This is a genomic window from Streptomyces thermocarboxydus (assembly GCF_024760485.1).
In the GTDB taxonomy this organism is placed as follows: domain Bacteria; phylum Actinomycetota; class Actinomycetes; order Streptomycetales; family Streptomycetaceae; genus Streptomyces; species Streptomyces cellulosae.
Map to the genome: position 1 here is coordinate 441,182 of NZ_CP058273.1, position 26,942 is coordinate 468,123.

Below are 26,942 nucleotides of genomic sequence, written 5' to 3' on the forward strand. Positions count from 1 at the left end.
CGCCCGGCCAGGGACAGTCCGTACCAGGCAGTGGAGGGCAGGAGGCGGTATGGCGCGGCAGGAGCTGGCCCACTACCTGCGGGACCGCCGGGCGGCCCTGCGTCCGCACGAGATCGGCCTGCCGGAGACGGGCACCGCCCGCCGCACACCGGGCCTGCGCCGCGAAGAGGTGGCGGAGCTCGCCCACATGTCGGTCGACTACTACACGCGGCTGGAGCAGGCCCGGGGACCGCGGCCGTCGGCCCGGATCCTGGACGCGCTGGCCCGCGCGCTGCGGCTCACGCCGGCCGAGCGCAGCCACCTGTTCCGCCTGGCGGGTTCGAGCGCACCGCCCGGCACCACCGCCGTGCGGCGGGTGCGCCCGCACGTGGTCCGGATGCTGGACCGGCTGCCGGAGACCGGTGCCGTCGTCACCGACGCGGCGTACCACGTCGTCGCGTGGAACCCCCTGGCCCAGGCACTGCTCGGCGGCGACCTCGGAGACGGGACGACGAACCTGGCCCGCCGCCGCTTCCTCGGCCGGGGGCGGACGTACGAGAGCTCCGCCAGTGAGGAGTTCGGACACATCGCGGTGGCGCGGCTGCGCCGGGCCGCCGACCGCTACCCGCACGACCCGCGGCTGGCCGCCCTGCTGGCCGAACTGCACGACGGCAGTGAGGAGTTCCGGCAGATCTGGCAGACCCGTCCGGTCCACGCGCCCGGGCACCGCACGAAGACCCTGGAGCATCCGGAGGCCGGTGCCCTCCGGTTGAACTGTGACGTCCTGCTCGTGCCCGAGGACGACCAGGAGGTCGTCCTGATGACGGCCGACCCCGGATCACCTTCCGAGCGGGCCCTGCGCCGGCTGGCCGGGCAAGCACCCTGATTCGCCCGGGTCCCGGACCGACCCGTCCCCGCGTGCGCCGAGCAGGAGCTGCGCGTGCCGGCGCATCGGACGGCACCGGGCCCCGTTCACCGGTGGGTGCGATACTTCCTGGTCAGGCGCGTGGCTGGTGGTTCGACCGCTGCGCGAGGCACGGCGAGGGACACGGCGGATGCGGGCGAAGTCGGGGACAGGCACGGGCGTCGGCCCGACCGGGCTGGTCGGGCGGGAGGGCGAGCTCGCCGAGCTTGCGGCGTTCCTGGACGGCGTCGGGACGGACGGAGCCGCCCTGCTGCTCATCGGTGATCCGGGCGTGGGGAAGACGGCGCTCCTGGACGCGACCGCCGAGCTGGCGGTGGCGAAGGGCGTGCGGGTCGTCCGCGGGAGCGGTGTCGAGTACGAGACGGACATCAGCTTCGCGGGGCTCCACCAGCTCGTCGGCTCGCTGCCGGACGAGCTCGGTCGTCTGCCGAGGGCCATGCGGGAGGCCCTCGAGGTCGCCCTCGGTCTCGGCGCCGGTCCCGCGCCGAGCCGGATCGCCGTCCTGAACGCGGCACTGGCCCTGTTCGACGAGGCCGCGAAGGAGCGGCCGCTGCTCCTCGTGGTCGACGACCTTCATGTCGTGGACCAGGCGAGCCAGGCCGCGGTGGGTTTCGTCGCCAGAAGAGTGAGGGGCCGCCGCATCGGGCTGCTCGGAGCCCAGCGGGTGGAGTCCGGCGCGTCCTTCCCGTCCACCGGTCTGCCGGAGCTCGGGATCGCGCCGCTGGACGACGCGGACGCCCTGCGGCTGCTGTCCCGAAGCTTCGCCCACCTCCCCCGCCGGGTCCTGACGACCGTGGCGCACGAGGCGCAGGGAAACCCCCTGGCTCTGCTCGAGTTCGCCGGGTCCACCGGGGCGTCCGGCGGCGGGCACGGCCAAGGCGCCGGGCGGGCGAGCGGCCCGGGGCGGGATGTGCGCGCCCTGTACGGCGCCCGCGTCGGACGACTGCCGCGGGCAACGCGCGAGGTACTGCTGCTCGCGGCTCTCGAGGGCTCCGGCGACATCGGCATCCTGGAGGCGGCCGGCGGACCGGGCAGCCTCGAGGAACTCGCTCCCGCGGAGCGTGACCACCTGGTCATGGTCACGGAGAACGGCCGCGCGGTGCGCTTCAGGCATCCGCTGGTCAGGTCCGCGGTGGTCGACGGTTCCACCGGCGAGCAGCGGCGCGGGGCCCACCGCCGGCTGGCCGACGCGCTGGGCGACCAGCCCGAGCGGCGCGGTGATCACCTCGCCAGAGCCACGACGGCGCCCGACGAGGCGGTTGCCGCCGTCGTGGAGTCGGCGGCCCGGAGCAGTCTGCGGCGCGGTGACGCCGACGGCGCGATAGCGAGACTGCGGCGCGCGGCCGAGCTGAGCCTCGACCGCGCGGACCGCAGGCGCCGCCTGTCGCAGGCCGCCTACGCCGCCGCCTGGGTCGCGGGTCATCTGGAGGTCAGCCACGAGATCATGCGCGAGGTCAAGGGCGATCCGGCAGCGCGGTCGCTCTCGGCGGCGGCGACTGCCGGCTTCCTCGTGCTCGTCACGGAGGGTGATGCCGACACCGCCCACGCGCTGCTGATGGAGTCGGTCGGGCAGGCGTCGGTGCTGTCCGGTCCGCCGTCGGGCGAGCTGGAGACCGCGCTGTTCACTCTCACCCTCGCCAGCCAGTACTCGGGCCGGCCGGAGCACTGGGAGCCTCTGGTCGGCGTGCTCGCCCGGTTCCCCGAGGCGACGCCGGCCGCCGCGGCGTCGCTGGCACGCGTCCACCACGACCTCGGCTCCGTCACCGACGGTCTGCTGCGCCGCCTGGACGAGGAGATCGCGCGGCTGAGGGACCAGACCGACGCCGACGTGGTCGTCCGCACCGCCCTGACCGCCTCGTACCTCGACCGGCTTCCGGGCTGTCGCGAGGCACTGTCCCGGGTCATACGCGACGGAGGCGCGGTGGGGTCGAGCATGCCGGCCCTGATGTTCGTCGCGCTGGACGACCTGTACACCGGCCGGTGGCATGCGTCGGCCGGCGCTGCGGACGAGCTCATCGCCCTGTCCGAGGAGACGGGGTATCACCTGTTCGCCCAGGTGGGACACTACGTCGCCGCGATGGCCGCGGCCCAGCTCGGCGCCCTCGACGCGTGCCAGGAGCACTGCGAGGCCGTGTGGGGGTGGTCGGGTCCCAGGGGCCTGCGGCGGCTGGAGAACTGCGCCCACCAGGCGGCGGCCCGGGCGGCCCTCGGCGCCGCCGACTTCGAGACGGCGTTCCGGCACGCCACGGCGATCTGCGCCCCGGGTGTGCTGCCGCCGTTCAACCCCGAGGCCGTGTGGTCCGCGCCGGACCTCGTCGAGGCCGCCGTACGCACCGGGCGGCACGCGGAGGCGCGGCGGCACGCGGACGCGCTGCGGGACGCCGGTGTCGGTCACCTCTCGTCACGGTTCGCGCTGAGCGCGGCCACGGTCACGGCGATGACATCGGCTGCCGAGGACATGGGCCGGTGCTTCGAGGAGGCGCTCGCACTGCCGGGCGTCGAGCAGTGGCCCTTCGAGGGCGCCCGGGCCCGTCTGGCGTACGGCGAAGCGCTGCGCCGGCAAGGACGCAACCGTGACGCCCGGGTGCAGCTGGCCGCCGCCTGCGGCCGCTTCGAGGAACTCGGGGCCCGTTCGTGGGAGGCCCGGGCCGCGGCGGAGCTCCGCGCCACGGGCATGACGCGGACCGGCCGGGGCAAGGCCGGTGAGGCCCTCACCCCGCAGGAGCTGGAGGTCGCGAGGCTGGCGGCGACGGGGCTGTCCAACCCGCAGATCGCGTCGCGTCTGTTCCTGTCGCCGCGGACCGTGTCGTCGCACCTCTACCGTGTGTTCCCGAAGCTGGGGATCACGTCGCGGGCCGAGCTCCGCGACGCTCTGGAGGCGGTGCCTCCCGGGCCTTCGGCGACCGGACTGTGAGAGCTGCCGGCCGGGTCCCGGCACTGCCCCCGGGGCACCGACGCAGGCGAGCCGTCGGCCGGATGTCAGTCAGCTGACGGAGGCTGTCGGCACGGTGGCCGAGCCATTCTCGTGGAGACATCGAAACCGCCCGGTACCCGGGTGAGACCACGAGGAGCACACCATGCCGTTCGTCACCGCCGGCGACGGAACCGAGATCTTCTACAAGGACTGGGGCACGGGCCGGCCGGTCATGTTCCACCACGGCTGGCCGCTGAGCGCGGACGACTGGGACGCCCAGATGCTGTTCCTCGTCCGGCGGGGCTACCGGGTCATCGCCCACGACCGCCGAGGTCACGGGCGCTCCGCCCAGGTCGGTCACGGGCACGACATGGACCACTACGCGGCGGACGCCGCCGCCGTGGTGACGCACCTCGGCCTGCGCGACGTCGTCCACGTCGGCCACTCCACCGGTGGTGGAGAGGTCGCCCGGTACGTCGCCAGGCACGGTGCCGGGCGGGTCGCCAAGGCCGTCCTCGTCGGAGCGGTCCCGCCGCTGATGGCGCAGACCGAATCGAATCCGGGAGGGCTGCCGGCCGAGGTCTTCGACGGCTTCCGCGAGTCCGTGGCCACCAACCGCTCCCAGTTCTACCTCGACCTCGCTTCCGGGCCGTTCCACGGGTTCAACCGCCCGGGCGCGGACGTCTCCCAGGGCGTGATCCAGAACTGGTGGCGTCAGGCGATGACCGGCAGCGCGCAGGCGCACTACGAGGGGATCAAGGCGTTCTCGGAGACCGACTTCACCGACGACCTCCGGGCGATCGACGTGCCCACACTGATCATGCACGGCGACGACGACCAGATCGTCCCGATCGCCAACTCCTCAAAGAAGGCCGCCACGCTGATCGCAGACGCGCGCCTGAAGGTCTACCCGGGGCTGTCGCACGGCATGTGCACCGTGAACGCCGGCACCCTCAACGCCGACCTGCTCGACTTCATCGAGAGCTGACACCGGCTCGGCACCGGCACATCGCCGGCCGGCACGCAACAGAGAGAGAACACACCATGACCGCAACACCCACCGGCTATGTGACCGTCGTCTGGGACGCGAGGGCGAAAGCGGGCCGGGAGGCCGACCTCAGGGCGTTCATCACCGCCGCCGTCACTCCCTCACGCAACGACCCCGGCAACATCGACTACGAGGCCCACGAAGTCGAGGGCAGGCCCGGCGAGTTCGTCATCCACGAACGCTGGGAGACCCGCGCCCACCTCGACGCCCACCTCGCCGCGCCCCGGATGCGGGAACTCGTCCCGCGGATGCTCGAACTGATCGAGGGATCCGTCGAGGACGGCATCCGCCTGCTGCGCCCGTTCCGCCCCGCTCACTAGGGCCTGCCCGGCGCCGCAGCCGGGGGCGCGACGGTCCGCGCCCCGTTCGGGGCGCGGGCCGCACCGGGACCCGCCACCGGGCTGCGCGGCTCGGCGGCCGAGGTGGCGGGGCGGGGGCCTCTCAGAGGAGCAGGATGATCGCGTAGACCAGGAAGAACGCCGCGATGAAGGCGACCACGGCGAGGATCGCGGTCAGGGGGCCCTTGGACCAGCCCTTGGCGGGGTTGTGGTCCAGTTCGTACGGGCCCGCCTCGGGCATGCTGCTCTCCGCGGGCGGCGTCTCGCCCGGGGGGACGCCGCCACCCGCCTCGAGGCCGGTGGTGCGGTCCGGATCGGGATCGGGATTGACGTAGGTCATGGGGACCGGGTCCCCCGAAAGCGGCCCAGTCATCAGTGCGGACACACTTGACGTGATCCCGGCCCAGGGCCCGCCCGGCTGGACTACATTCATGCACCGCCACCCCCGTCACCGTGAGGAGCAGTGCATGCGCGACCTCGCTCTCGCTCCGCCGTCCGCCTCGCCCCTGACCGGCGGTCTCGCCGACAGCCTGTTCGTGAGGGCGGCCGAGAGCCCGACCATGCCGGTGCTGGCCCGCCGCACCGGTGCCTCCGGCACCTGGGAGGAGGTCAGCGCCGTCGAGTTCCGCGACGAGGTGGTCGATCTCGCCAAGGGTCTGATCGCATCCGGCATCCAGCCGGGCACCCGCGTCGCGATCATGGCGCGCACCCGTTACGAGTGGACCGTCCTGTGCCACGCCCTGTGGACGGTGGGCGCCGAGGTCGTGCCGATCTACCCCACCTCCTCGCGGGAGCAGGTCGAGTGGATCCTGCGCGACGCCGGCTGTGTGGCCGTGCTGGTCGAGGACGAGCAGAGCGTGATGACCGTCGGCTCGGTGTGTGCCCAGCTGCCCCGGCTGCGGCACGTGTGGCAGCTCGACGCGGGCGCGCTGGACCAGCTCGTGGCGCGCGGCGAGGCCATCCCGGCGGCGACGGTCGACTCGCTGCGGCGGATCGTCCTGCCGGACGCCACGGCCGTGGTGGCGTACACGTCCGGCGCCTCGGGGCACGCCATGGGCTGCGCCCTCAGCCACCGCGGGCTGGCGTTCATCTGCGACACGCTGCTGGCGGGCTGGGGCCATGTCGCGGCGCCGCCCGGCGAGCAGGGGTCCGTGCTGGCGTTCCTGCCGTTCTCGCACGTGTACGGGCTGATGATCCAGAGCCTGTGCATCCGCGGCGGCCTGCTGATGGGCCACGAGCCGGACCTGAGCGCCGACGCGCTGTCGACGTCGCTGCGGTCCTTCCGGCCCACGTATCTGTATGCGGTGCCGTCCCTGCTGGAGAAGATCTACAAGAACTTCCTGCGCGCCTCGCAGTTGTCGGGGCGCGGGGCGCTGTTCGAGCGGGCCGCCGGCACCGCGCGGGACTTCGCGGCGGCGACGGAGCGGCAGCGCCTCGGACGCGGCTCAGGACCCGGCTTCGACCTGCGGATGCAGCACGCCCTGTACGAGCGGACCGTCTACCGCAGGCTGCGGGCGACGCTCGGCGGCCGGGTGCTGCGGGCCACCTCCGGCGGCTCCCCCCTCTCCCGCGACCTGTCCCTCTTCTACGAGGGCATCGGCATCTACGTCCACGACGGCTACGGCCTAACCGAGACCAGCGGCGGCATCACCATGCAGCCGTACGGCCGGGAGAAGTCGGGGACGGTCGGGCAGCCGCTGCCGGGCACCGCGATCAAGGTGGCCGAGGACGGGGAGATCCTGGTGCGCGGGCCGTCGGTGTTCCAGGGGTACGTCGGCGACCCGGCCGCGACCCGGGCCGCACTGCGGGGCGGCTGGCTGGCCACGGGCGACCTGGGCCGGCTGGACGGCGAGGGCTACCTCACGATCACCGGCCGCAAGAAGGACATCATCGTCACCAGCAGCGGCAAGAGCGTGGCCCCGGCCGCCCTGGAGCAGCGGCTGCGGATGCACCCCCTCGTCCATCAGGCCGTGGTGGTGGGCGACAACCGGCCGTGCGTGGGCGCCCTGATCACGCTGGACCCGGACTTCCTGGCGGACTGGCGGGCGGCGCTGTCGCTGCAGGGCGACGCCCCGGCGCGGGAGGCGCGGGAGGAGAACGCGCTGCGTGAGGAGATCGGGCGGGCGGTCGCCGCGGCCAACAGCAGCGTGTCCCGTTCGGAGTCGATCCGGGTGTTCCGGGTGCTGCCGGAGCCGTTCGACGTGTCCAACGGACTGCTGACGCCGTCGATGAAGCTGCGCCGGGACGAGATCGTGCGCCGCTACGCGCTGGAGATCGACGCGATGTACCAGTCCCGCACCCGCCCGGCGCGCCCCTCGTCCCACACCGACGCGTCGGTGTGGGACGAGGACAACGTGTTCCGCTGATCATGCGCGGCACGGGGTGCGGGGTTTGTCACCCCGCACCGTCGGGCAGGCGGGCGCGTAGGCTCCGCCCGCACGGGAACCCAACGATCGGGGAACGCAACAGCAGCGACGACCGTCCCGGCGACGACCGGGGCCTGGAAGGCGACATGGCACCCGAGTCGCGTAGGGACAGGACACTGGCCGGCGAGGAGATCACAAGCCGCATCGCCAGCTTCCCGGGGGAGCTGCACGATGTGACGGACGCACGTCTGGTCGCGGAGGAATTCCTCTTCGACCTGGCCCGCGCGTCGGCGCCGTCGGCGCCGGAGCACTGGGACGACATACTCCTGGTGGTCACGGAACTGGCCGCCAACGCGGTGCAGTACGCCCCCGGACCGTTCGAGCTGCGGCTGCGCCGTACGTTCGACGGGGTGCATGTGGTGATGCACGACACCAGCACCACCGAACCGGCCCCGCGCCCGTTCCATCCGCACAGCGGCGGGGGCGGCATCGGCTGGCATCTGATCCACACCCTCTGCGACCAGGTGAGCGTCGTGACGCACGGGCAGGGGAAGGACATCCACGTCTTCCTGCCCTGGTGAATCCGGCGGCGGGGCGGCCAGGCCCCGCGCTCATCCGGCGGGCCGCTCCTCGCGGGGCAGCTCGCTGTAGTAGTGGCCGACGGCGGTGAGGTAGACGCGGTCCATGGTCTCGCTGTCGGTGCGGAAGCGCGGCGCGGCCTTCAGCTCGGCCCGGGTGCAGGACACCGTCAGCTTCCGTCCGTCGGCGTCGACGGCGGTGATCACCCCGACGGGGACCAGGAGGCTGCGGCCGAACACCCACACACCCGTGTCCACGACGAGGTGCGGCATGCCGTGGTGCCCGGCCTGACGGTCGACGCGGCCGGCGGTGCCGTCGCGCGCGACGACGGTGTAGCCCGTGAGGTCCGCGCCGCGGGCGTGGTCGACGCCCGGCGCGTACGACCAGATGCTGTCGGTGGGCACTGCTTCCGGCCTCCCCGAGGTACGACTGCTCGCCATGAACTGCTCCCCCTTCGCACGAGCGGGGCCGGAACTCCGCCCCTCCTCCACCCGAGCAGATACCCGTCCGGCGGGCACACATTCGAACGGCGCCCGCCGAATACGGCCGTCCCGGCCGGGCGGACGTGAAACCGCATCAGGTACCCCGGTTCCCCGGGAACATGCACGCCGGAAAACGTGATTCTCAACCCGCCCCGAAAGCACGGCCTCTGCTTTGTCGCGCGCCCGCCACCTGGGTTAATCTGCGGCGTATTTCTCTCCGCGCGACTCCGCTGATCTGCGGAAATGCGCACTGAATGGGGCCGGAACGAGGGTGCGCATGACCAGGGGAAGCACCGAGGGGACCGACACGGTGCCGGGGGACAAGGAGCTGAGGCAGCTCCTCGCGGGACTGACGGCCGTACGGGACGGGGACTTCGGGACCCGGCTGCCCGGGGACGCCGACGGGCTCATGGGGGACATCGCCAAGGTCTTCAACGGGATGGTGGACCAGCTGTCGCTGTTCACCTCCGAAGTCACCCGTGTCGCACGCGAGGTGGGCACGGAGGGGACGCTCGGCGGTCAGGCGCAGGTGCCGGGGGTCTCGGGCACCTGGGCGGACCTCACCGACTCGGTGAACGCGATGGCGGGCAACCTCACGGCGCAGGTGCGCAACGTGGCGCAGGTGACGACGGCGGTGGCGAAGGGCGACCTGTCGCAGAAGATCACCGTCGACGCCCGCGGCGAGATCCTCGAACTCAAGAACACCATCAACACGATGGTCGACCAGCTCTCCGCCTTCGCCGACGAGGTCACCCGCGTCGCCCGCGAGGTCGGCACCGAAGGACGCCTCGGCGGACAGGCGGACGTGCAGGGCGTCAAGGGCACCTGGCGCGATCTGACCGACTCGGTGAACTTCATGGCCGGCAACCTCACCGGCCAGGTGCGCAACATCGCGCTGGTGGCGACGGCGGTCGCGGAGGGCGACCTGTCGCAGAAGATCACCGTCGACGCCCGCGGCGAGATCCTCGAACTCAAGAACACCATCAACACGATGGTCGACCAGCTCTCCGCCTTCGCCGACGAGGTCACCCGCGTCGCCCGCGAGGTCGGCACCGAAGGACGCCTCGGCGGACAGGCGCAGGTGCGGGGGGTGTCGGGCACCTGGAAGGACCTCACGGACAACGTCAACGTGATGGCGTCCAACCTGACCGGTCAGGTGCGCTCCATCGCCCAGGTCGCCTCCGCGGTGGGCCGGGGCGACCTCTCGCAGCGTATCCGCGTCGAGGCGGCCGGCGAGGTCGCGGCCCTCGCGGACGTCATCAACACGATGGTGGACACGCTGTCCGCGTTCGCCGACGAGGTCACCCGCGTCGCCCGCGAGGTGGGCACCGAGGGACGCCTCGGCGGACAGGCGCACGTGCCGGGTGTCGCCGGCACCTGGAAGGACCTCACCGACAACGTCAACTCCATGGCCAACAACCTCACCGGCCAGGTGCGCAACATCGCGCTGGTGACGACCGCGGTGGCCCGGGGCGACCTGTCGAAGAAGATCGACGTCGACGCGCGCGGCGAGATCCTGGAGCTGAAGACGACCATCAACACGATGGTCGACCAGCTCTCCGCGTTCGCCCAGGAGGTCACCCGCGTCGCCCGCGAGGTCGGCACCGAAGGACGCCTCGGCGGACAGGCGGAGGTCGAGGGGGTCTCCGGCACCTGGAAGCGGCTCACCGAGAACGTCAACGAGCTGGCCGGGAACCTCACCCGGCAGGTCCGCGCGATCGCCGAGGTGACCAGCGCGGTCGCCGAGGGCGACCTGACCCGCTCGGTGAACGTGGAGGCGTCCGGCGAGGTCGCCGAGCTCAAGGACAACATCAACGCGATGGTGGAGTCCCTGCGCGAGACCACCCGCGCCAACCAGGAGCAGGACTGGCTCAAGACCAACCTGGCCCGGGTGTCCGGGCTGATGCAGGGTCACCGCGACCTGCCCGTGGTCGCGGAGCTCATCATGGACGAGCTGGTGCCGCTGGTGTCGGCCCAGTACGGCGCGTTCTACCTCGCGGAGGACGGCGAGGACGGCCCCGAGCTCCGGCTCGTCGGCTCCTACGGCTACCCGGACGACAGCGGACGGCCGACGCGTATCGCCTTCGGCAAGACGCTGGTCGGACAGGCCGCGCGCAGCCGGCGCACCATCCTGGTGGACCAGCTGCCGCCGGACTACGTCACCATCTCCTCCGGGCTCGGACAGGTGGTGCCGACCGCGCTGGTGCTGCTGCCGATCGTGGTCGAGGGCCAGGTGCTCGGCGTGATCGAGCTGGCGTCGGTGACCCCGTTCACCCAGATCCACCAGGACTTCCTGGCGCAGCTGATGGAGACCATCGGCGTCAACGTCAACACCATCGTGGCGAACGCCCGCACCGACGAGCTGCTGGTGGAGTCGCAGCGGCTCACCGCCGAACTGCAGGAGCGGTCCGCCGAGTTGCAGACCCAGCAGGAGGAACTCCAGCGCTCCAACGCCGAACTGGAGGACAAGGCTGCGCTGCTGGCCTCGCAGAACCGGGACATCGAGGCGAAGAACCTGCAGATCGAGCAGGCCCGGCAGGAACTCGAGGCGCGGGCGCAGCAGTTGTCGCTCGCCTCGAAGTACAAGTCGGAGTTCCTGGCCAACATGAGCCACGAGCTGCGCACCCCGCTCAACAGCCTGCTGATCCTGGCCCAGTTGCTCGCCCAGAACCCCTCGCGCAACCTCTCCCCCAAGCAGGTGGAGTACGCGCAGATCATCCACTCGGCGGGCTCGGACCTGCTGCAGCTGATCAACGACATCCTCGACCTGTCGAAGGTCGAGGCGGGCAAGATGGACGTCAGCCCGGAGCGGGTGGAACTGCGCCGTCTCGTCGAGTACGTCGAGGCCACGTTCCGGCCGATGACCATGCAGAAGAGCCTGGACTTCACGGTGACGACCGCGCCGGGCGCGCCCGCGGACCTGCTCACCGACGACTCGCGGCTGCGTCAGGTGCTGCGCAACCTGCTGTCCAACGCGGTGAAGTTCACCGAGCGCGGCCAGGTGGAGCTGCGGATCGAGCCGGCCCCGGACGACGAGGTGCCGCAGGAGGTGCTGCGGGGCGGTCCCGTGGTCGCCTTCCGGGTGCGCGACACCGGCGTGGGCATCCCGGAGCAGCACCTGGAGTCGATCTTCGGTGCCTTCCAGCAGGCCGACGGCACCACCAGCCGCAAGTACGGCGGCACCGGCCTGGGTCTGTCCATCACGCGGGAGATCGCGCACCTGCTGGGCGGCGCGGTCACCGTGGACAGCGTCGCGGGCCAGGGCTCGACGTTCACCTTGTTCCTGCCGGTGGCCCGCCCCGACTTCGAGCAGCAGCTGCGGCCCGCGCCGGCCGTGGAGGGCGAGCCGGCCGGGGAGGAGCTCCCTGAGGCCGCGTCCGGCCGGACGCCCGCGATCGAGGCGGCCCCCGCCCAGCACGGCCGGCGTCCGCGCCGTCTGCTGGTGGTGGAGGAGCGGCCCCGGGGTCTGCTCACCCTGGTCGCGGAGAGCGTGGTGCAGGACGTCGCGCACACCGGCGGCGGCTCCCGTCCGGCGGTCGACATCATCACCGCCGTCGGCGCCCAGGAGGCGGCCGGCGCGCTGGCCGCCGACCCCTGCCACTGCGTGGTGCTGGAGCTGGGCATGGCGGAGGCGGAGGTGAGCCGCTTCCTGGAGGCGCTGCGCGGTGACTCCGCGCTGGCGAGCGTGCCCGTCCTGGTGCACAGCGGGCACCGCGCCGACGCCGGGGTGGAGGCGAGCCTGCGCGACCGCGCCTCGGGCACGGCGCTGGAGTTCCTGTCCAGCCTGGACGAGCTGCGGGAGCGGATCGCGCTGCATCTGTCGGCGGAGGAGCCCGGCGACGTGCTGTCGCTGGTGCGCCCGGACGAGGCGCAGCGGAGCGCGCCGGAGACGGTGGTGGACGGCTCGTTCGCGGGCCGGACCGTGCTGGTCGTCGACGACGACGCGCGGAACCTCTTCGCGCTGAGCGGCATCCTGGAGCTGCACGGCTTCCGGGTGCTGCACGCCGAGGACGGCCGCAAGGGCATCGAGAGACTGGTGGACCACCCGGAGGTGGCGCTGGTCCTGATGGACGTGATGATGCCCGAGCTGGACGGGTACGCCGCCACGGCCGAGATCCGGTCGATGCCGCGGTACGCGGACCTGCCGATCATCGCGGTCACCGCGAAGGCGATGCCCGGGGACCGGGAGAAGAGCCTCGCGTCGGGCGCCAGCGACTACGTCACCAAGCCGGTCGACAGCCGTGAGCTGATCGCCTGCGTGCGCCGCTGGCTGCCGGCATGAGCGTCCAGGAGCACATGAGCGAGCCGCCGCCCGAGGGGATGGAGCTGCGGAGCACCCCGGCGGGTCCGGCCGGGGTGGCCGCCGACTCCCCCGTGGGCCGGCTCGCGGCGACGGTGGACCGGCTGAGCCGTGAGGTGCGGGCCGCGCAGGCGGAGGCCGAGGGGCGGGCGCTGATCGAGCTCGCCAAGGGCATCCTCGTGGAGCGCCTCGGGTGCGGTCCGGCGCAGGCGGCGCGGCAGCTCGCGGAGCTGACCGAGCAGGCCGGGACGACGCAGCTGGAGTTCGCCGTCGAGGTGATCAACCAGGCCGCCCGGGACCGGATGTCCGAGGTGACGCACGCCTTCCTGGCCGCCACCCGGGCGGCCGCCGAGGCGGAGGCGGAGGGCGACCCGGCGGCCGTACGGCTGCGGGCGGCGGAGAGCGGGGCGCTCGCCGCCGACGACACCCAGGCGGTGGCCGAGTCGCTGCTGGAGCAGGCGCTGCGCCCGCTGGGCGCGGTGGCCGTGGCGATCTGGGCGGCGGCGGCGGGCGCCGACGGGTCGCTGACCCTCGCCGGCAGCGCGGGCTTCTCCCCCGCCGAGGCGGCGCGCTGGTACTACGTGCCGCCGGACGTGGCGACCGTCGCGCGATGCGGTCTGGCCGAGCGCGAAGGGCTGTGGATCGAGTCGCTGGCGGAGCGGGGGCTGCCCAGCGTGGGCCGTCACCATCACCCCGACGGCGGCCGCGCGGCCGTGCCCGCCGGGACCGGCGGGCGGGTGTACGGCGTGCTGGAGATCGTGTGGCCGGAGCCGCTGCCCCCGCAGCGGCCGCAGATCGTGCGTCAGGTGGAGGCGCTGGCGGAACTGTGCGCGCACACCCTGGAGACGTACACGGCGCCCGACGGCCCCGCCCGTCCGGAACGGGCGCTGCCCGACGCGGCCGAGCTGATGGACCTGGCCGACGGGCTGTACGACCCGGCCCTGGTGCTCGTGCCGCACCTGGACGCCTCGGGCAATCTGCTCGACTTCCGTATCCAGCACGTCAACAGCCGCTTCCTGGACCCGGCGGGCCGGCCGCGCGGCATGGTCAGCGGGGCGCTGCTGCTGGAGGCGTACCCGATGGCCGCCGGGGAGAGCGAGCTGTTCCAGCGGATCGAGCGGGTCTACGCCACGGGTGAGCCGTTCCGAGCCCGGCGCCTGCACCTGACCGCGCTGGTGGACCAGGTGCCCCTGTCGGCGGTCGCGGACATCAGCGTCAGCCGGCACGGGTCGGGGATCCTGTTCATCTGGCGGATCGAGGACGAGACGGCCCGGCTGGCGAGCCTGCTGCAGCACGCGCAGCGGCTCGGCCGGATCGGCGGGTTCGAGGAGAACCTGCTCACCGGGGAGATCACCTGGAACGGCCAGCTGTTCGACCTGTACGGGCGTCCGGAGACCAGTCCCCCGGTGCCGCTGGAGAACCTGCCGGCGTACGCCCACCCGGACGACGCGGTCGCCATCGGCCGTTTCCTGCGCACGCTGCTGCACCACCGGCGTCCGGCCTCGGCCGCGTTCCGGCTGCAGCGGCCCGACGGAGTGACCCGGCACATCCGGGTGGTCGCCGAGCCGGTGCTGGACACCGACGGGCGGCTGCTCACCGTACGGGGCGCCTACCAGGACATCTCGGCGCAGCACTGGACCGAGGTGGCGCTGGCCGCGACCCGCGACCAGCTCGCCCACACCGAGCAGCAGGCCAGCGAACGGGACCGGCTGGCGCTGCAGCTGCAGCGCGCGATCATGCCTCCCGCCCAGGGTCCGCTGCAGATGGCCGACCTGGACGTGGCCGTGCGCTACCGGCCGGCCGAGGCGGAGCAGCTGGTCGGCGGCGACTGGTACGACGCGGTGGTGCTGCCGTCGCGTCTGGTGCTGCTGTGCGTGGGCGACGTCGCCGGGCACGGCATCGAGGCGGCGACCAGCATGGTCGTGCTGCGCAACGCGCTGCGCGGCCTCGCCGTCACCGGCGCGGGGCCCGGGCAGCTGCTGTCGTGGCTGAACATGGTCGTGCACCATCTCACCGGCGGGGTCACGGCCACCGCCGTGTGCGGTCTGTACGACCCGGCCACCCGCACCCTGCGGTGGGCGCGGGCCGGTCATCTGCCGCCGGTGCTGGTGCGCGGCTCCGAGGCGGCCCCGCTGCCCCCGGTACGCGGTCTGCTGCTGGGCGCGGTGCCCGAGGCGCGGTACGAGGAGGGCGAGGTGCAGCTCGCCGCGGACGACAACCTGCTGATGTACACGGACGGGCTGATCGAGCGCCGGGACCGCTCGGTGGAGGAGTCGCTGACGCACCTCCTCACGACCGCGGCGAAGGCCCCGGGCACGCTCGACCAGCGGCTCGACCGGCTGCTCACGTACAGCAGGTCGGACACCGACGACGACACGTGCATCGTGGGGATCAGAGTGGGGTAGGTCACGCGGACGGCCGATCCTGCGGCGGCAGGCATGAGGGGGCGATTCGGGGGTACGCGCGGCTGCGCGACGAAGAGCTTGATCACCTTGTTGGAGGTACTCGTGCCCATTGCCCAGGACCCGTTGTCCGTCGAGGTGACACTTCCTCGTGAGGACGTGGCCCTCGTGACCGTCGAGGGCTACTTGGACGTCGACACCGCGACCGAGTTCCAGCACCATCTGGCGAACCAGCTGCACCACGGCCGCCGGCACTTCCTGCTGGACCTGTCGGCGGTGCCGTTCATGGACTCCTCCGGCATGAACATCATCCTGCGCGTCTACCAGGAGGCGCGGGAGCTGCCGGGGAGCGTGCACATCATCTCGCCCACCCCCGCGGTGCGCCGGATCCTCGATCTGACGGGCGTCAGCATCACCGTGCCCGTGTCGGAGAGCGTCGACGAGGCGCTGGAGCGCGTCGACCACCCGCAGGCGGCCCCGGCCGAGCCCGAGGCCTGAGCGGGACCGCCCCGCCCGCCCGGCCCCGTCACGGGTCCGGGCGCTTTGTGACGACGAGGAGGAGAGCAGACAGGTGCCGGAGCACGAAGCGGACGCGACCCAGGTGAGCCCCGCCCGGGAGGTCGGGGAGTTCCTGCGGCGGCGACGGGAGCAGATCGCCCAGCGATGGGCCGACGAGCCCCTGTTCCGTACGGTGTTCACCGTCTCGCGCGACGAGGCGGTGGACGCGGGCCGGGTGATCGTGGACGCGCTGGCCCAGGTGGCCGACGCGCAGCGGATCGAGGACCCGGACGCCGCGGGGTTCACCGGGGTGCGCGAGCAGCTCGCCCGGATGGGGGCGGCCCGCTCCCGCGCGGGGCTGTCCACCACCCAGGTCTCCAGCGAGCTGGCCGCGCTGCTGCCGCCGGTGGAGAACCTCCTGGTGGCCGATCTGGACCAGGAGGACCCCGAGCGGCGGCGGGAGTGCGCGACCGCGCTGAGCGTGCTGATGGGCACGCTGCGGCTGGTCACCATGCAGACCGCGCTCAGTGAGAACCAGGCCCTCATCGACCGGCAGCGGCTGCAGTTGCTGGAGGTGGCGACCCCGGTGATCAAGCTGTGGGACGGGATCGTGGCGGTCCCGCTGATCGGGACGCTGGACAGCGCCCGCAGCCAGGTGGTGATGGAGACGCTGCTGAACGCGGTCGTCGACCAGCACGCCCGGTTCGCGATCCTCGACATCACGGGTGTGCCGACGGTCGACTCGCTGGTCGCGCAGCACCTGATGAAGACGGTCGCCGCCGCCCGGCTGATGGGCGCCGAGTGCGTCGTCTCCGGCATCCGTCCGGCGATCGCGCAGACCATCGTCCACCTCGGCCTGGACCTCGGCACGGTCAAGACCCGCGCGAGCCTCGCCGACGCGCTCGGGTACTGCCTGAACGAGCTGGGCGCGAACATCGTGAACGCCCCGGCCGAGGGTGCGGTCCTGCGGTGAGCGAGCACTTCGCCCGCCCGGCCGGGGGGCATGTGCCGGTGCTGCGGCTCGGGGACGTCCTGCTGGTCACCCTCCAGGGCGATCTGCACGACGGCATGGCGTCCCAGCTCCAGCAGGACCTGGCCGAGACGATCGTCGCCAGCCGGGTCGCCGGCGTGGTGATCGACATCTCCGGGGTGGAGATCGTCGACTCCTTCCTGGGCCGGGTGCTGGCCGAGACGGCGGCGCAGACCGAGCTGCTGGCCGCGCGGACCGTGGTGGCGGGTATGCGTCCCGCGGTCGCCATCACGCTGGTGGAGCTGGGCCTGACGTTCCCGGAGCTGCGTACGGCGCTGAACACGGAGGCGGCTCTGGCGATGCTGGCGCAGCCCGTCGTGGCGAACCGGCCCGGCGGCGAGGGGAGACCGTGATGGACACCGCCGCGGACGTGGAGGCGCGGCTGCCCATCCGGTCGGACATGGACCTCGCGTGGGTGCGTCAGCACGTGCGGCAGGCCGCCACCCGGGTCGGTTTCGGTCTGGTGGACCAGACGAAGCTGGTGACGGCCGCGAGCGAGCTGGCCCGCAACACGCTGGTGCACGGCGGGGGCGGCGTGCTGGAGACGACACGGGTCACCGCCGCCGACGGCACGCCCGGGCTGCGGCTGACCTTCTCCGACGAGGGTCCCGGCATCCCGGATCTGGAGCGGGCCCTCAGCGACGGCTACACCTCGGGCGACGGACTGGGCATGGGGCTGGGCGGGTCGCGGCGCCTGGTGCACGACTTCGAGGTGGACAGCACCCCGGGTGCCGGCACCACCGTGCGGGTCACCTCCTGGGTGTCCCGGCCGGTCCGGCCGCGCGGGGGCATGTGATGCCGCGCGTGTGGCATGTGCCGGTGCACGACGCGACCCGGGTGCGCGACGTCAGGGTGGCGGCCGAGGAGGCAGCGGGCCGCGCCGGGCTGGACGAGCAGCGCCGGGCGGCGTGCGCGCTGGTGGCCACCGAACTGGCGACCAACCTGCTGAAGCACGCCAAGGCGGGCGAAGTGGTCGTCGACGTCGTCGACCCCGCCGTGCTGCCGGAGGGACGGCCGGGACGGGCCGTGCAGATCACCGCCCTCGACCACGGGCCGGGCATCGCCGACGTGGCCGGCGCGTTCGAGGACGGGTTCACCACCGGCGGCTCGCTCGGCGCGGGCCTGGGGACGTGCCGGCGGATCGCCGACGCGTTCGGCCTGCACAGCGTGGTGGGCCGGGGCACGGTCGCGGTGGCCCGGGTCGGGCCCGCCACGGCGGGGCTCGTGCCCGAGGAGGACCCGTCGCGCTCCCTCGGGGTGCGCGCGGGCGGGATCAACGTGCCGTTCGCGGGCGCGGAGCTGTCCGGGGACGCCTGGTCCTGGGTGCGGTCCGGCGACCGGGTGACGCTGATGCTGGCGGACGGCCTCGGGCACGGCGCGGAGGCCGCCCGCGCCTCCGACGCCGCCGTGGAGGAGCTGCGGCACTGCGCCCGGCTGCCACCCTCCGAGCTGCTCCAGCGGCTGCACACAGCGCTGTCCGGGACCCGCGGCGCGGCGGTCGCCGCGGTCCAGCTGGACACCTGGACCGGACGGCTGCGCTTCGCGGGCATCGGCAACGTGACCGCGCGGCTGCGGGACGGCGGACGCTGGCGGACGCTGCTGTCCCGGCCGGGGATCGTCGGCGCGCACCGGCCGCGTACGGTCCGTGAGGACGAGGTGGCCTGGACCCCGGAGAGCCTGCTGATCCTGCACACCGACGGGCTGTCGTCGCGCTGGACGCCGCCCGCGGACACCGGCGTGCCGCCGGCCGACCCGGCCGTGACGGCCGCCGTGGCGGTCCGCGACGCGGGCAGCGCGGCCCGTCCGGTGCGGGACGACACCGCCGTGGCCGTGCTCGCCAACGTCCCGGAGGCTTCTTCATGACGCGTGCCTGGCGCATCGCGACCGTCACCGACGCGGCCCGCGCCCGGATCTCCGTGGCGCGGCTGGCCGCCGCGTGCGGGGTGCCCACCGTGGCCCGGACCCGGCTGGCCGCCGCGCTGAGCGGGCAGCTGCGGCAGTGCCTCACCAAGGGCGGCACATGGCTGCTGACCGTGGAAAGCGGCGAGGGGACCGAGGGCGGTCCCGGCGAGCTGCACGTGGTGGTCGTCCCGGCCCCGGACGGCGCCGCCGGGGAGCGCACCCCGTGGACGACGTCCGTGCCCTGTCCCGAACCCGGCCGGCTGTCCGACCCGTGCCCGGTGCCGGAGGAGACGGCCGCGCTGTCCGAGGGGCTGCTCGGGGCCGACGAGGACACCTCGGTGGTGCTGGAGGAGCTGGCCGCGCAGGAGGATCTGGTCGCCTTCCACCGGGAGGAGCTGCACCAGACCAACCAGGGCGTCCTGGCGCTGCACGCGGAGCTGGACGCGGCGGGCAGGGCGCAGCGGGAGGCGTTCGCCGCGGAGCGCCGGGCCCGTACCGAGGCGGAGAACGCGCGGCGGCGGCTGACGTTCCTCGCGGACGCCAGCGCGGCGCTGACCGCGTCGCTGAACCACGACGAGATCCTGCGCCGGCTGCCGGAGCTGCTGGTGCCGCGGTACGCCGACGGCGTCGACGTCTGGCTGTTCGACCACGAGGACGGCCGCCCGCTGCCCGCTGACCATCCGGGCGCGGCGGTGCAGGCGGCCCGCACCGGGCGCCCGCAGTACGCCGCCGACCATCCCGGCAACCTGCCGGGCGTGGAGGACCGGCCGCCGTCCGTGCTGGCCCCAAACCGGCCGCTGCTGTGCGTGCCGCTGCTGACGCCGCGCCGGGCTCCGCTGGGCGTGCTGACGCTGTCTCCGCAGGGCGAGCGGTGGGACCCTGACGACGCGGTGATGCTGATAGAGCTGGCCCGGCGGGCCGGGATCGCCCTGGACAACGCGCGCCGGTTCGAACACAACCGGGACATCGCGGAGACGCTGCAGCGCGCCCTGCTGACGGAGCTGCCCTCGGCCCCGGGCGTGGGGCTGGCCGCGCGCTATCTGCCCGCCACGCACGGGCTGAACATCGGCGGCGACTGGTACGACGCGTTCCTGCAGCGGGACGGCAGCCTGGTCACCGTCATCGGCGACGTGACCGGCCACGGACTGCACGCGGCGGTGATGATGAGCCAGCTGCGCACCGCGCTGCGCGCCTACGCCGTGGACGGCGACAGCCCCGGACGGCTGCTGACCCGGCTGCACGGCTATCTGCGCCATCTCCAGCCGGACCTGTTCGCGACGGCCGTCATCGCCCGCTTCCACCCGGACGACCGCACCCTCACCTGGGCCGCGGCGGGCCATCCGCCGCCGGTGCTGCGGCTGCCGGACGGCGAGGTGCGCACGCTGGACGCCAAGCCGGGCGCGATGCTCGGCATACCGCTGAGCCAGGAGATCCCCGACCACACCGAACGCCTGACGCCCGGCTCGACGCTGGCCCTCTACACCGACGGCCTGGTGGAGCGGCGCTCCCAGGGCATCGACCCGGGCATCGAGCGCCTCGGCTCGGCCCTCGCCTCGTTCGACCGCGCGGAGCTGGACACGGACCTGGAGGACGCGGCGGACCGCGTGCTGCAGCCCCTTCTCAGCGACTCGGAGCGCGACGACGACGTGTGTCTGCTGCTCTGTCACCTGCGGGACTGAGGCCGCCCCGTGTCCCCCGGCGTGACGGTTCCCGGTGCGGTCCGGGACCGGGGCGGGCATCGTGGAGCTCAACAGGGGCACGCGTCAGGCATCGACGTTCGAGGCGGACCGCCTGAAGCCGCACGAAGGGATGGACATCGTGACACGACCCAGGATCCTCGTGGTGGGCGCCGGCTTCGCCGGTGTGGAGTGCGTGCGGCGGCTGGAGCGCAGGCTCACTCCGGACGAGGCGGAGCTGACGCTGGTGACGCCGATGTCCTACCAGCTGTATCTGCCGCTGCTCCCCCAGGTCGCCTCCGGGGTGCTCACCCCCCAGTCGATCGCGATCTCCCTGCGGCGCAGCGAGAAGTACCGGACCCGGATCATCCCGGGCGGCGCGATCGGCGTGGACCTGCGGGCCAAGGTGTGCGTCATCCGGACCATCGCCGGAGAGATCGTCGACGAGCCGTACGACTACATCGTGCTGGCGCCCGGCAGCGTCACCCGCACCTTCGACATCCCGGGCCTCACCGACCATGCCTTCGGACTGAAGTCGCTGGCCGAGGCCGCCTATCTTCGCGACCACGTGATCTCCCAGCTGGACCTGGCGGACGCCTGCAACGACCCGGCGGAGCGCGCCTCGCGGCTGCAGTTCGTGGTGGTCGGCGGCGGCTACGCGGGCACCGAGACCGCGGCCTGCCTCCAGCGGCTGACGCACGCCGCCGTCAAGCGCTACCCGCGCCTCGACCCGGGCCTGATCAAGTGGCATCTGATCGACATCGCGCCCAAGCTGATGCCCGAGCTGGGCGAGAAGCTGGGCCGCAGCGCGCAGGAGATCCTCACCCGGCGCGGCATCGAGATCTCGCTGGGCGTGTCCATCGCCAAGGCGGGCGCCGAGGAGGTCACCTTCACCGACGGCCGCGTGGTGCCCACGCGCACGCTGATCTGGACCGCGGGCGTCGTGGCCAGCCCGCTGATCGGCACGCTCGACGCGGAGACCGTACGGGGCCGGCTCGCGGTGAACGCCGACATGCGGCTGCCGGGGCACGACGGGGTGTTCGCGCTCGGCGACTCGGCCGCGGTGCCGGACCTGGCCAAGGGCGACGACGCGGTGTGCCCGCCGACCGCGCAGCACGCGCTGCGGCAGGGCCGGCACGTCGCGGAGAACGTCATCGCTTCCCTGCGGGGCCGGCAGACCCGGCCGTACATGCACCAGGACCTGGGGCTCGTGGTGGACCTCGGCGGCAAGGACGCGGTGTCCAAGCCGCTCGGCTACGAACTGCACGGGCTGCCCGCCCAGGTGGTGGCCCGCGGCTACCACTGGTCGGCGCTGCGCACCGGGGTCGCCAAGACCCGCGTGATGACCAACTGGCTGCTGAACGCGGTCGCCGGCGACGATTTCGTCCGCACCGGCTTCCAGGCGCACCGGCCGGGCAACCTGCGCGACTTCGAGTACCTGGACGCCTACCTGACACCGGAACAGGTGCGGGCGCACGTCGAGGAAGCGGGCCGGGCGGCTCGGTGACCCGGCGTACGGAGGCCGGGACGACGGACGGAGCGGTGACGACGGGGGAGCGTGCACGGGCGTGAAGGCGGCGGTAAGGCGGTCGGGCACACGGCTGCGCGACCACCTGGCGGCGTCCGACCCCGGGCTGCTGCGGCTGACCGCCGGGCTGCGCACGGTGGGGGCGATCGCGCTGACCCTGGCCGTGCTCGCCCCGACCGGCGCGGACCTCACCCATCTCGTGGCGGGCGCGATGACGTCGATGGTCGCCACCTTCGCCATCCGGGAGCGCAAGCGCGAGGCGCAGGCGGTCACGCTGGCGATGGGGCTGCCGGTGGCGCTGGTGTCGGTGTCACTGGGCGCGCTGCTCAGCGAGCGGGTGGTGGTGGGCGACGTCTTCTCCGTCGTCCTGATCTTCTGCGCGGTGTACGGCCGACGGTTCGGCGACCGCGGGCTGACGCTGGGGCTGATCGGCTTCCAGATGTACTTCGTGTCCCTGTTCGTGGGCGCGACGCCCGGTCGGCTCCCGGCGCTGTGGGCGGTGATCACGGTCGGGTTCGCGTGCAGCGCCCTGGTGCGGTTCGCCGTGGTGCCGGTGACGCCGGCCGGGCTGCTGGCGCGGCTGCGGCAGGCGTTCCGGGTGCGGCTGGCGCGGCTGGTGTCGGCGCAGATCGCGCTGCTGGACGCCGGGCCCGACGAGGCCGACAAGGCGCTGGAGGAGGTGCGTGAGCGCACCGCCCGGCTGCACGAGACGGCGCTGATGATCCAGAGCCGGCTGGAGGAGGGCACCCCGGACGAGCCGACCGCGCGGCTGGTGCAGCGACGGATCGCCGACGCGGAGATCGCCGCCGAGCGGCTGGGACTGCTGCTGCTGTCCGCGCGCAGCGCGCAGCGGGCGGACACCCTGACGCTGCATCTGCCGGGCGCCCCCGCGCCGGAGGTGGGGCGGCTGCCCGGCCCCGAGGAGGCGACCGCGCAGCTCCGCCGTGACCTGCGGGCGCTGCGCGCGCTGATCCTGCGGACCGGGACGGCGGGGGCGGGCGTGGCCCAGGTGCGGAACCGGCTGCTCGGCTACCGGGACGAGGAGAACCTCCCGGCCGCGTCCGCGCCGGTGCGGGACGTGTTCCGCGGCATCGGCGAGGCTGCCCGCGCCGTGATGGGTCTGCGGATCGCCCTGGACGGGCCGCAGGACGAGTCCGACGACAGTCCCGCGACGGCCAGGTCGCGGGAGGAGCTGGACGCCGAGGACGCCGCGATCGACGCCGAGGAGGCGGAGGAGGCCGAGGAGCCGAAGGGGCTGCGTCGGCCCACCACACGGGCCGCCGTGCAGGTGTCCGTCGGCTCGACGCTGGCCATCGTCGGCGGGGAGCTGCTGTCCACGGACCGCTGGTACTGGGCGGTGCTGACCTGCTGGATCGTCTTCATCAACACCGCGTCCACCGGGGAGATCCTGGTCAAGGGCTACCGGCGGCTGCTCGGCACGGTGTTCGGCGTGGCCGCCGGGATCCTGCTGGCCGGTCTTGTCGGCGGGAACACGGTGCTGGCGTTCGCGCTGGTGCTGGTGCTGATCTTCGCCATGTTCTACACGGCGCCGCTCTCGTACACGCTGATGTCGTTCTTCGTCACGGCGATGCTGGGGCTGCTGTACACCCTGCTGCACACCTACAGCTGGGAGGTGCTGGTGCTGCGGGTGGAGGAGACGGCGCTGGGCGCGGTGTGCGGGGTGGTCGCGGCGGCGCTGGTGCTGCCGGTGCGGACCGACTGGCGCACCAACGAGCTGCTGGTGACGGTGCTGGAGCGGCTGTCGGACGTCACCGAGGCCGCGGTGACGCAGCTGAGCGGCGGGCCCGCGGACGAGCTGCTGGACAAGGCGCGGGAGCTGGACCAGGCGCTGGGCGACCTGCGGTCGGCCACCAAGCCGCTGACCCACCCGGTCACCCCGCTGCGGGCCCGGCGCACCACCGCGCGGTACGTGGTGGCCCTGCTGGAGACCTGCGCGTACCACGCGCGTTCGCTGGCCGCGACGGCGGAGCTGCTGCCGACCCACCCGTCCATCGCGGCGGACCCCCGCCTGCGGGGCGCGGCGGGCCGCACGGTGCGCAACATCCGCACGATCGCGGCCCGCGTCGCCGACGACGAGGTCACGGACCCCGTCGAGACGGGCCCGAGCATCGCGTCCCTCCTGGCCGACGACGACGCGTCCCGCTACGGCCGCATCACCGGCCGGGTCCTGCGTCATCTGGAACGCCTGGACGAGGCGGTGGTGGGGTTGGCGCGGCCGCTGGACGTCCCGGTGAAGACACCTGAGCCCTGAGGATCGCGCCTGTGAGCTCGGGACTTGTCGTAGCGGGGCGGGTGGGGCCTCGTGGGGGCTGTTCGCGCAGTTCCCCGCGCCCCTGTAGCGGCTGAGCCTCCGGGGCGGGTGCGGCGGCGTGGTGGTTGCTCGCGCAGTTCCCCGCGCCCCTGTAGCGGCTGAGCCTCCGGGGCGGGTGCGGCCGCGTGGGGGTTGTCCGCGCAGTTCCCCCGCACCCTGGGCGGCTCGCATACGGGCGCCGGGGCCCCGGTCCGTGGATCCGGGGCCCCGGCGGTGAGGGGGAGGGAGGTGGTTCAGAAGTCGGTGGGGAGGCCGCTGGCCTCGGCGATGCCTCGCAGCTCCTCGTTCTGGCGGTGGCGGTCGCGGATGATGCCGGCGATCTCGCCCAGCCGGGAGGGATCCGCCGCGGTCTCCGCGTCGGTGACCACCCGCACCGGCCCGGTGTCGTCGTCGACGTCGAGCTCGACCACCTCGTTGTCCAGGCGGCCGGTGACCGCCGTGGCGATGACCAGGGCGGCCTCGTCGCGGACCTCCTGGGGCAGTTCCTCGTCCCCGCCGTCCAGCGCGAGGTCGAGGCCCGAGAGGCGGTGCTCGTCGATGGCCTCGAGGACCGGCTCCACCAGACGGAGCAGAAGCCGGTAGTCCTCCGTGTCCATCCGCACCCGCAGCAGGTCGAGATACACGTCCACGGGGCGGTTCTCCGGGGTGAACTCGGATTCGCTCATGGGCCTCGGGTTCCCTTCCTGCGTCGGATCACACGGCGGCCGGTTCGGCCGCGGCGGTGTCGCGTCCGTCGGGTGCCAGCCAGGCGCGCGCCGTGGCGAGCGCCCTGCCCACGTCCCGGGTACCGGTCGACACGCACAGGGTGTAGGCCAGGTCGGCGATCCGCGACTCGGGAGCCGTCGCGGGGGACGCCGACAGGGCCTCGTACTCCTCCACGAGGCGGCGCAGCTCGGTGGGGTGGGGCTTCAGCATGGGACTCGCTTTCCTTGACGGACGGTGCGCGCGGTACGGGCGATGCGCGGCGTCGACGGGTCAGGCGGTGGGGCGGCCGCCGCCGCGGGCGGAGCGCTGGCCGAGCACGTCGGCCCGCACACGCGCGCAGCTGCGGCTGATCAGGCGGGAGACGTGCATCTGGGAGATGCCCAGCCGGTCGGCGATCCGGCTCTGGGTCATGTCCTCGAAGAAGCGCATGTAGAGGATGGCGCGCTCCCGCTCCGGCAGGCGCCGCAGCCCCTCCTTGGCCGACTCGCGGTCGACCACCACGTCGTAGGAGGAGTCGGAGGCGCCGAGGGTGTCGGCGAGGCTGTAGCCGTCGTCGTCGGAGGAAAGTTCGGCGTCCAGGGACAGAGTGCTGAAGCTCTCCAGCGCCTCCATGCCGGCGGACACCTCCTCCTCGGTCAGCCCGGTGTGGGCGGCGATGTCCGCCACGGACGGCTCGGGGCTGCCGGGGTTCTGGGTGAGCTCGCGGCGGGCGACGCGCACCTTGTTGCGCAGCTCCTGGATCCTGCGCGGCACGCGCAGCGCCCACATACGGTCCCGGAAGTGGCGCTTGACCTCGCCGGTGATGGTGGGGACGGCGTAGCTCTCGAAGGCGCCGCGGCTCGGGTCGAACCGGTCGATGGCCTTGACCAGGCCGAGGGCCGCGACCTGGCGCAGGTCCTCGAGGGACTCGCCGCGGTCGCGGAAGCGGCCGGCGATCCGGTGGGCCATGGGCAGCCAGGCGGTGACGAGTTCATCGCGGACGGCGTCCCGCTCGGGTCCGTCCTCGAGGGTCGCCAGCCGGGCGAAGAGTGTGGTGGTGTCGGGGGCGTCGTCGTGCCGCCGACGGGTCGGGGCGGCGGTCGTTCCGGAGGAGCCGGGACGTGGTGCGGACGTGTCAATGAGCATGCGGTTCAGCTCCCGAACGGTGGTTTCAGGGATCTACCGCGGGGTGGTCGTCGCGGGGACGCACGGAGGAATCCGAGTCCCGGAGCGGTCGTGCCACTCCCGCCGGCGCGCCTCCGGTCCGAAGCACGAACCTCCGATTGCCCCCGGTCCGGTAGAACAAACTCCACTTCTTCGCGGAAATTGCCGCGGAGTGCGCCGGAGGTGCGGGAGGGTGCCGGGGCGGGTCAGACCAGGGAGACGAGGGCGGTGATCCGCTTGCCGCCAGCGGGCAGGTCGGACACCCGGACGTCGCGGGCCAGCCGGCACACGATGGGCCAGCCGTGGCCGCCGGGGCGGCGCCGGCCCTGGTCGTCGACGGCGGGCACGGCGACGGGCAGGGCGTCGCTGCGGTCGCTGACGGACAGCAGGACGCCGGGGCCGTCGACGTCCACCTCGAAGCCGGTGACTCCCCCGCCGTGCAGGATCGCGTTGGTGGTGAGCTCGGAGGCGACGAGCAGCGCGTCGGCCAGCGCCTCGGTGTCGCAGGGGGTGCGGGTGGTCTGGCAGCGTTCGGCCACCGCCCGCAGCACGGCCTCGCGCACCTCGGCGGGGCGGGACGGGCACGGCTGCCCGGCGGGCCGGTCGCCGGGCGGCCGGACAACGGAATCGATGCGGTGCTCCTCGCTCATGGGGTGACTCCCTGGATCGGGGACAGTGGTGGACGGTTTTGCCTCGGACCTCCCTTTTCGCCTCACCTGTCACGGTTCAGGCAAACCTCCCTGGCCGTTTCCGCCTGCCCCGTGATCGCACGCCCACCGCGGGTACCCGGTGCGC

22 protein-coding genes are annotated in these 26,942 nt (G+C 73.4%); 16 read left to right on the forward strand and 6 right to left on the reverse strand.

The features are described from left to right. The first annotated feature begins 49 nt into the window (after positions 1 to 49). The 4 genes from AY578_RS02005 (at position 50) to AY578_RS02020 (ending at position 5,186) form a co-directional block, all read left to right on the forward strand. The gene (locus AY578_RS02005; RefSeq protein WP_019527408.1) at positions 50 to 865 is read left to right on the forward strand and encodes a helix-turn-helix transcriptional regulator; all 816 of its coding nucleotides are present in this window, start codon (positions 50 to 52) and stop codon (positions 863 to 865) included. Positions 866 to 1,034: 169 nt separating this feature from the next. Further along, positions 1,035 to 3,818, forward strand: a complete 2,784-nt coding sequence (locus AY578_RS02010) for a helix-turn-helix transcriptional regulator (protein ID WP_215048401.1) — start codon at positions 1,035 to 1,037, stop codon at positions 3,816 to 3,818. A gap of 163 nt (positions 3,819 to 3,981) precedes the next feature. Beyond that, positions 3,982 to 4,806 (forward strand): alpha/beta fold hydrolase, encoded by an 825-nt coding sequence (locus AY578_RS02015; RefSeq protein WP_136239890.1) that lies wholly within the window; start codon positions 3,982 to 3,984, stop codon positions 4,804 to 4,806. A gap of 56 nt (positions 4,807 to 4,862) precedes the next feature. Next, on the forward strand, positions 4,863 to 5,186 hold the full coding sequence (locus tag AY578_RS02020; protein WP_136239891.1) for a putative quinol monooxygenase: 324 nt from the start codon (positions 4,863 to 4,865) through the stop codon (positions 5,184 to 5,186). A gap of 121 nt (positions 5,187 to 5,307) precedes the next feature. On the opposite strand, the gene AY578_RS02025 is transcribed toward AY578_RS02020, so the two are convergent. Continuing rightward, positions 5,308 to 5,544: a DUF6480 family protein gene (locus AY578_RS02025; RefSeq protein ID WP_019527404.1), complete on the reverse strand. Its 237-nt coding sequence runs from the start codon at positions 5,542 to 5,544 to the stop codon at positions 5,308 to 5,310. Positions 5,545 to 5,671: 127 nt separating this feature from the next. Between AY578_RS02025 and AY578_RS02030 the strand changes: the two genes are divergently transcribed. Both AY578_RS02030 and AY578_RS02035 read left to right on the forward strand, forming a co-directional pair. Then, complete coding sequence (locus tag AY578_RS02030) at positions 5,672 to 7,570, forward strand: AMP-dependent synthetase/ligase (RefSeq protein WP_028960267.1); 1,899 nt, start codon at positions 5,672 to 5,674, stop codon at positions 7,568 to 7,570. 146 nt (positions 7,571 to 7,716) lie between these two features. Beyond that, entirely contained in the window at positions 7,717 to 8,151 is a 435-nt protein-coding gene (locus AY578_RS02035; protein ID WP_019527402.1) for an ATP-binding protein, read from the forward strand. Positions 8,152 to 8,181: 30 nt separating this feature from the next. Here AY578_RS02035 and AY578_RS02040 read toward each other — a convergent pair whose 3' ends face one another. After that, positions 8,182 to 8,553 carry a hypothetical protein gene (locus tag AY578_RS02040; protein WP_019527401.1) on the reverse strand — a complete coding sequence of 124 codons (372 nt, stop codon included), beginning with the start codon at positions 8,551 to 8,553 and terminating at the stop codon, positions 8,182 to 8,184. A 355-nt stretch (positions 8,554 to 8,908) separates the two neighbouring features. Between AY578_RS02040 and AY578_RS02045 the strand changes: the two genes are divergently transcribed. The 10 genes from AY578_RS02045 (at position 8,909) to AY578_RS02090 (ending at position 24,239) form a co-directional block, all read left to right on the forward strand. Beyond that, complete coding sequence (locus AY578_RS02045; protein WP_258901850.1) at positions 8,909 to 12,913, forward strand: hybrid sensor histidine kinase/response regulator; 4,005 nt, start codon at positions 8,909 to 8,911, stop codon at positions 12,911 to 12,913. A 14-nt stretch (positions 12,914 to 12,927) separates the two neighbouring features. After that, the gene (locus tag AY578_RS02050) at positions 12,928 to 15,336 is read left to right on the forward strand and encodes a SpoIIE family protein phosphatase (protein WP_420341328.1); all 2,409 of its coding nucleotides are present in this window, start codon (positions 12,928 to 12,930) and stop codon (positions 15,334 to 15,336) included. A 102-nt stretch (positions 15,337 to 15,438) separates the two neighbouring features. Further along, on the forward strand, positions 15,439 to 15,831 hold the full coding sequence (locus AY578_RS02055) for an STAS domain-containing protein (RefSeq protein WP_026244112.1): 393 nt from the start codon (positions 15,439 to 15,441) through the stop codon (positions 15,829 to 15,831). A gap of 73 nt (positions 15,832 to 15,904) precedes the next feature. After that, a complete protein-coding gene (locus AY578_RS02060) occupies positions 15,905 to 16,804 on the forward strand; it encodes an STAS domain-containing protein (RefSeq protein ID WP_019526734.1) in 900 nt (299 codons plus the stop codon). Beyond that, positions 16,801 to 17,214 carry an STAS domain-containing protein gene (locus AY578_RS02065; RefSeq protein ID WP_136237228.1) on the forward strand — a complete coding sequence of 138 codons (414 nt, stop codon included), beginning with the start codon at positions 16,801 to 16,803 and terminating at the stop codon, positions 17,212 to 17,214. The genes AY578_RS02060 and AY578_RS02065 overlap by 4 nt, the downstream gene beginning before the upstream one ends. Next, positions 17,214 to 17,657, forward strand: a complete 444-nt coding sequence (locus tag AY578_RS02070) for an anti-sigma regulatory factor (RefSeq protein WP_019526736.1) — start codon at positions 17,214 to 17,216, stop codon at positions 17,655 to 17,657. Before AY578_RS02065 ends, AY578_RS02070 begins: the two co-directional genes overlap by 1 nt. Further along, a complete protein-coding gene (locus tag AY578_RS02075) occupies positions 17,657 to 18,724 on the forward strand; it encodes an ATP-binding SpoIIE family protein phosphatase (protein ID WP_019526737.1) in 1,068 nt (355 codons plus the stop codon). Before AY578_RS02070 ends, AY578_RS02075 begins: the two co-directional genes overlap by 1 nt. Further along, on the forward strand, positions 18,721 to 20,442 hold the full coding sequence (locus AY578_RS02080) for a PP2C family protein-serine/threonine phosphatase (protein WP_215048399.1): 1,722 nt from the start codon (positions 18,721 to 18,723) through the stop codon (positions 20,440 to 20,442). The genes AY578_RS02075 and AY578_RS02080 overlap by 4 nt, the downstream gene beginning before the upstream one ends. Before the next feature lie 130 nt (positions 20,443 to 20,572). Beyond that, positions 20,573 to 21,946: an NAD(P)/FAD-dependent oxidoreductase gene (locus tag AY578_RS02085; protein WP_026244113.1), complete on the forward strand. Its 1,374-nt coding sequence runs from the start codon at positions 20,573 to 20,575 to the stop codon at positions 21,944 to 21,946. 61 nt (positions 21,947 to 22,007) lie between these two features. After that, positions 22,008 to 24,239, forward strand: a complete 2,232-nt coding sequence (locus AY578_RS02090; RefSeq protein WP_028960272.1) for an FUSC family protein — start codon at positions 22,008 to 22,010, stop codon at positions 24,237 to 24,239. Positions 24,240 to 24,532: 293 nt separating this feature from the next. Here the strand turns inward: AY578_RS02090 and AY578_RS02095 are convergent, their stop codons facing one another. The 4 genes from AY578_RS02095 to AY578_RS02110 form a co-directional block, all read right to left on the reverse strand. Next, positions 24,533 to 24,964 (reverse strand): hypothetical protein, encoded by a 432-nt coding sequence (locus AY578_RS02095; protein WP_019526741.1) that lies wholly within the window; start codon positions 24,962 to 24,964, stop codon positions 24,533 to 24,535. Positions 24,965 to 24,992: 28 nt separating this feature from the next. Continuing rightward, positions 24,993 to 25,214: a DUF5133 domain-containing protein gene (locus AY578_RS02100; protein ID WP_028960273.1), complete on the reverse strand. Its 222-nt coding sequence runs from the start codon at positions 25,212 to 25,214 to the stop codon at positions 24,993 to 24,995. 60 nt (positions 25,215 to 25,274) lie between these two features. Next, positions 25,275 to 26,129 carry a SigB/SigF/SigG family RNA polymerase sigma factor gene (locus AY578_RS02105; protein WP_019526743.1) on the reverse strand — a complete coding sequence of 285 codons (855 nt, stop codon included), beginning with the start codon at positions 26,127 to 26,129 and terminating at the stop codon, positions 25,275 to 25,277. A 224-nt stretch (positions 26,130 to 26,353) separates the two neighbouring features. Then, a complete protein-coding gene (locus tag AY578_RS02110) occupies positions 26,354 to 26,797 on the reverse strand; it encodes an ATP-binding protein (RefSeq protein ID WP_136237230.1) in 444 nt (147 codons plus the stop codon). Between the last annotated feature and the right edge of the window lie 145 nt (positions 26,798 to 26,942).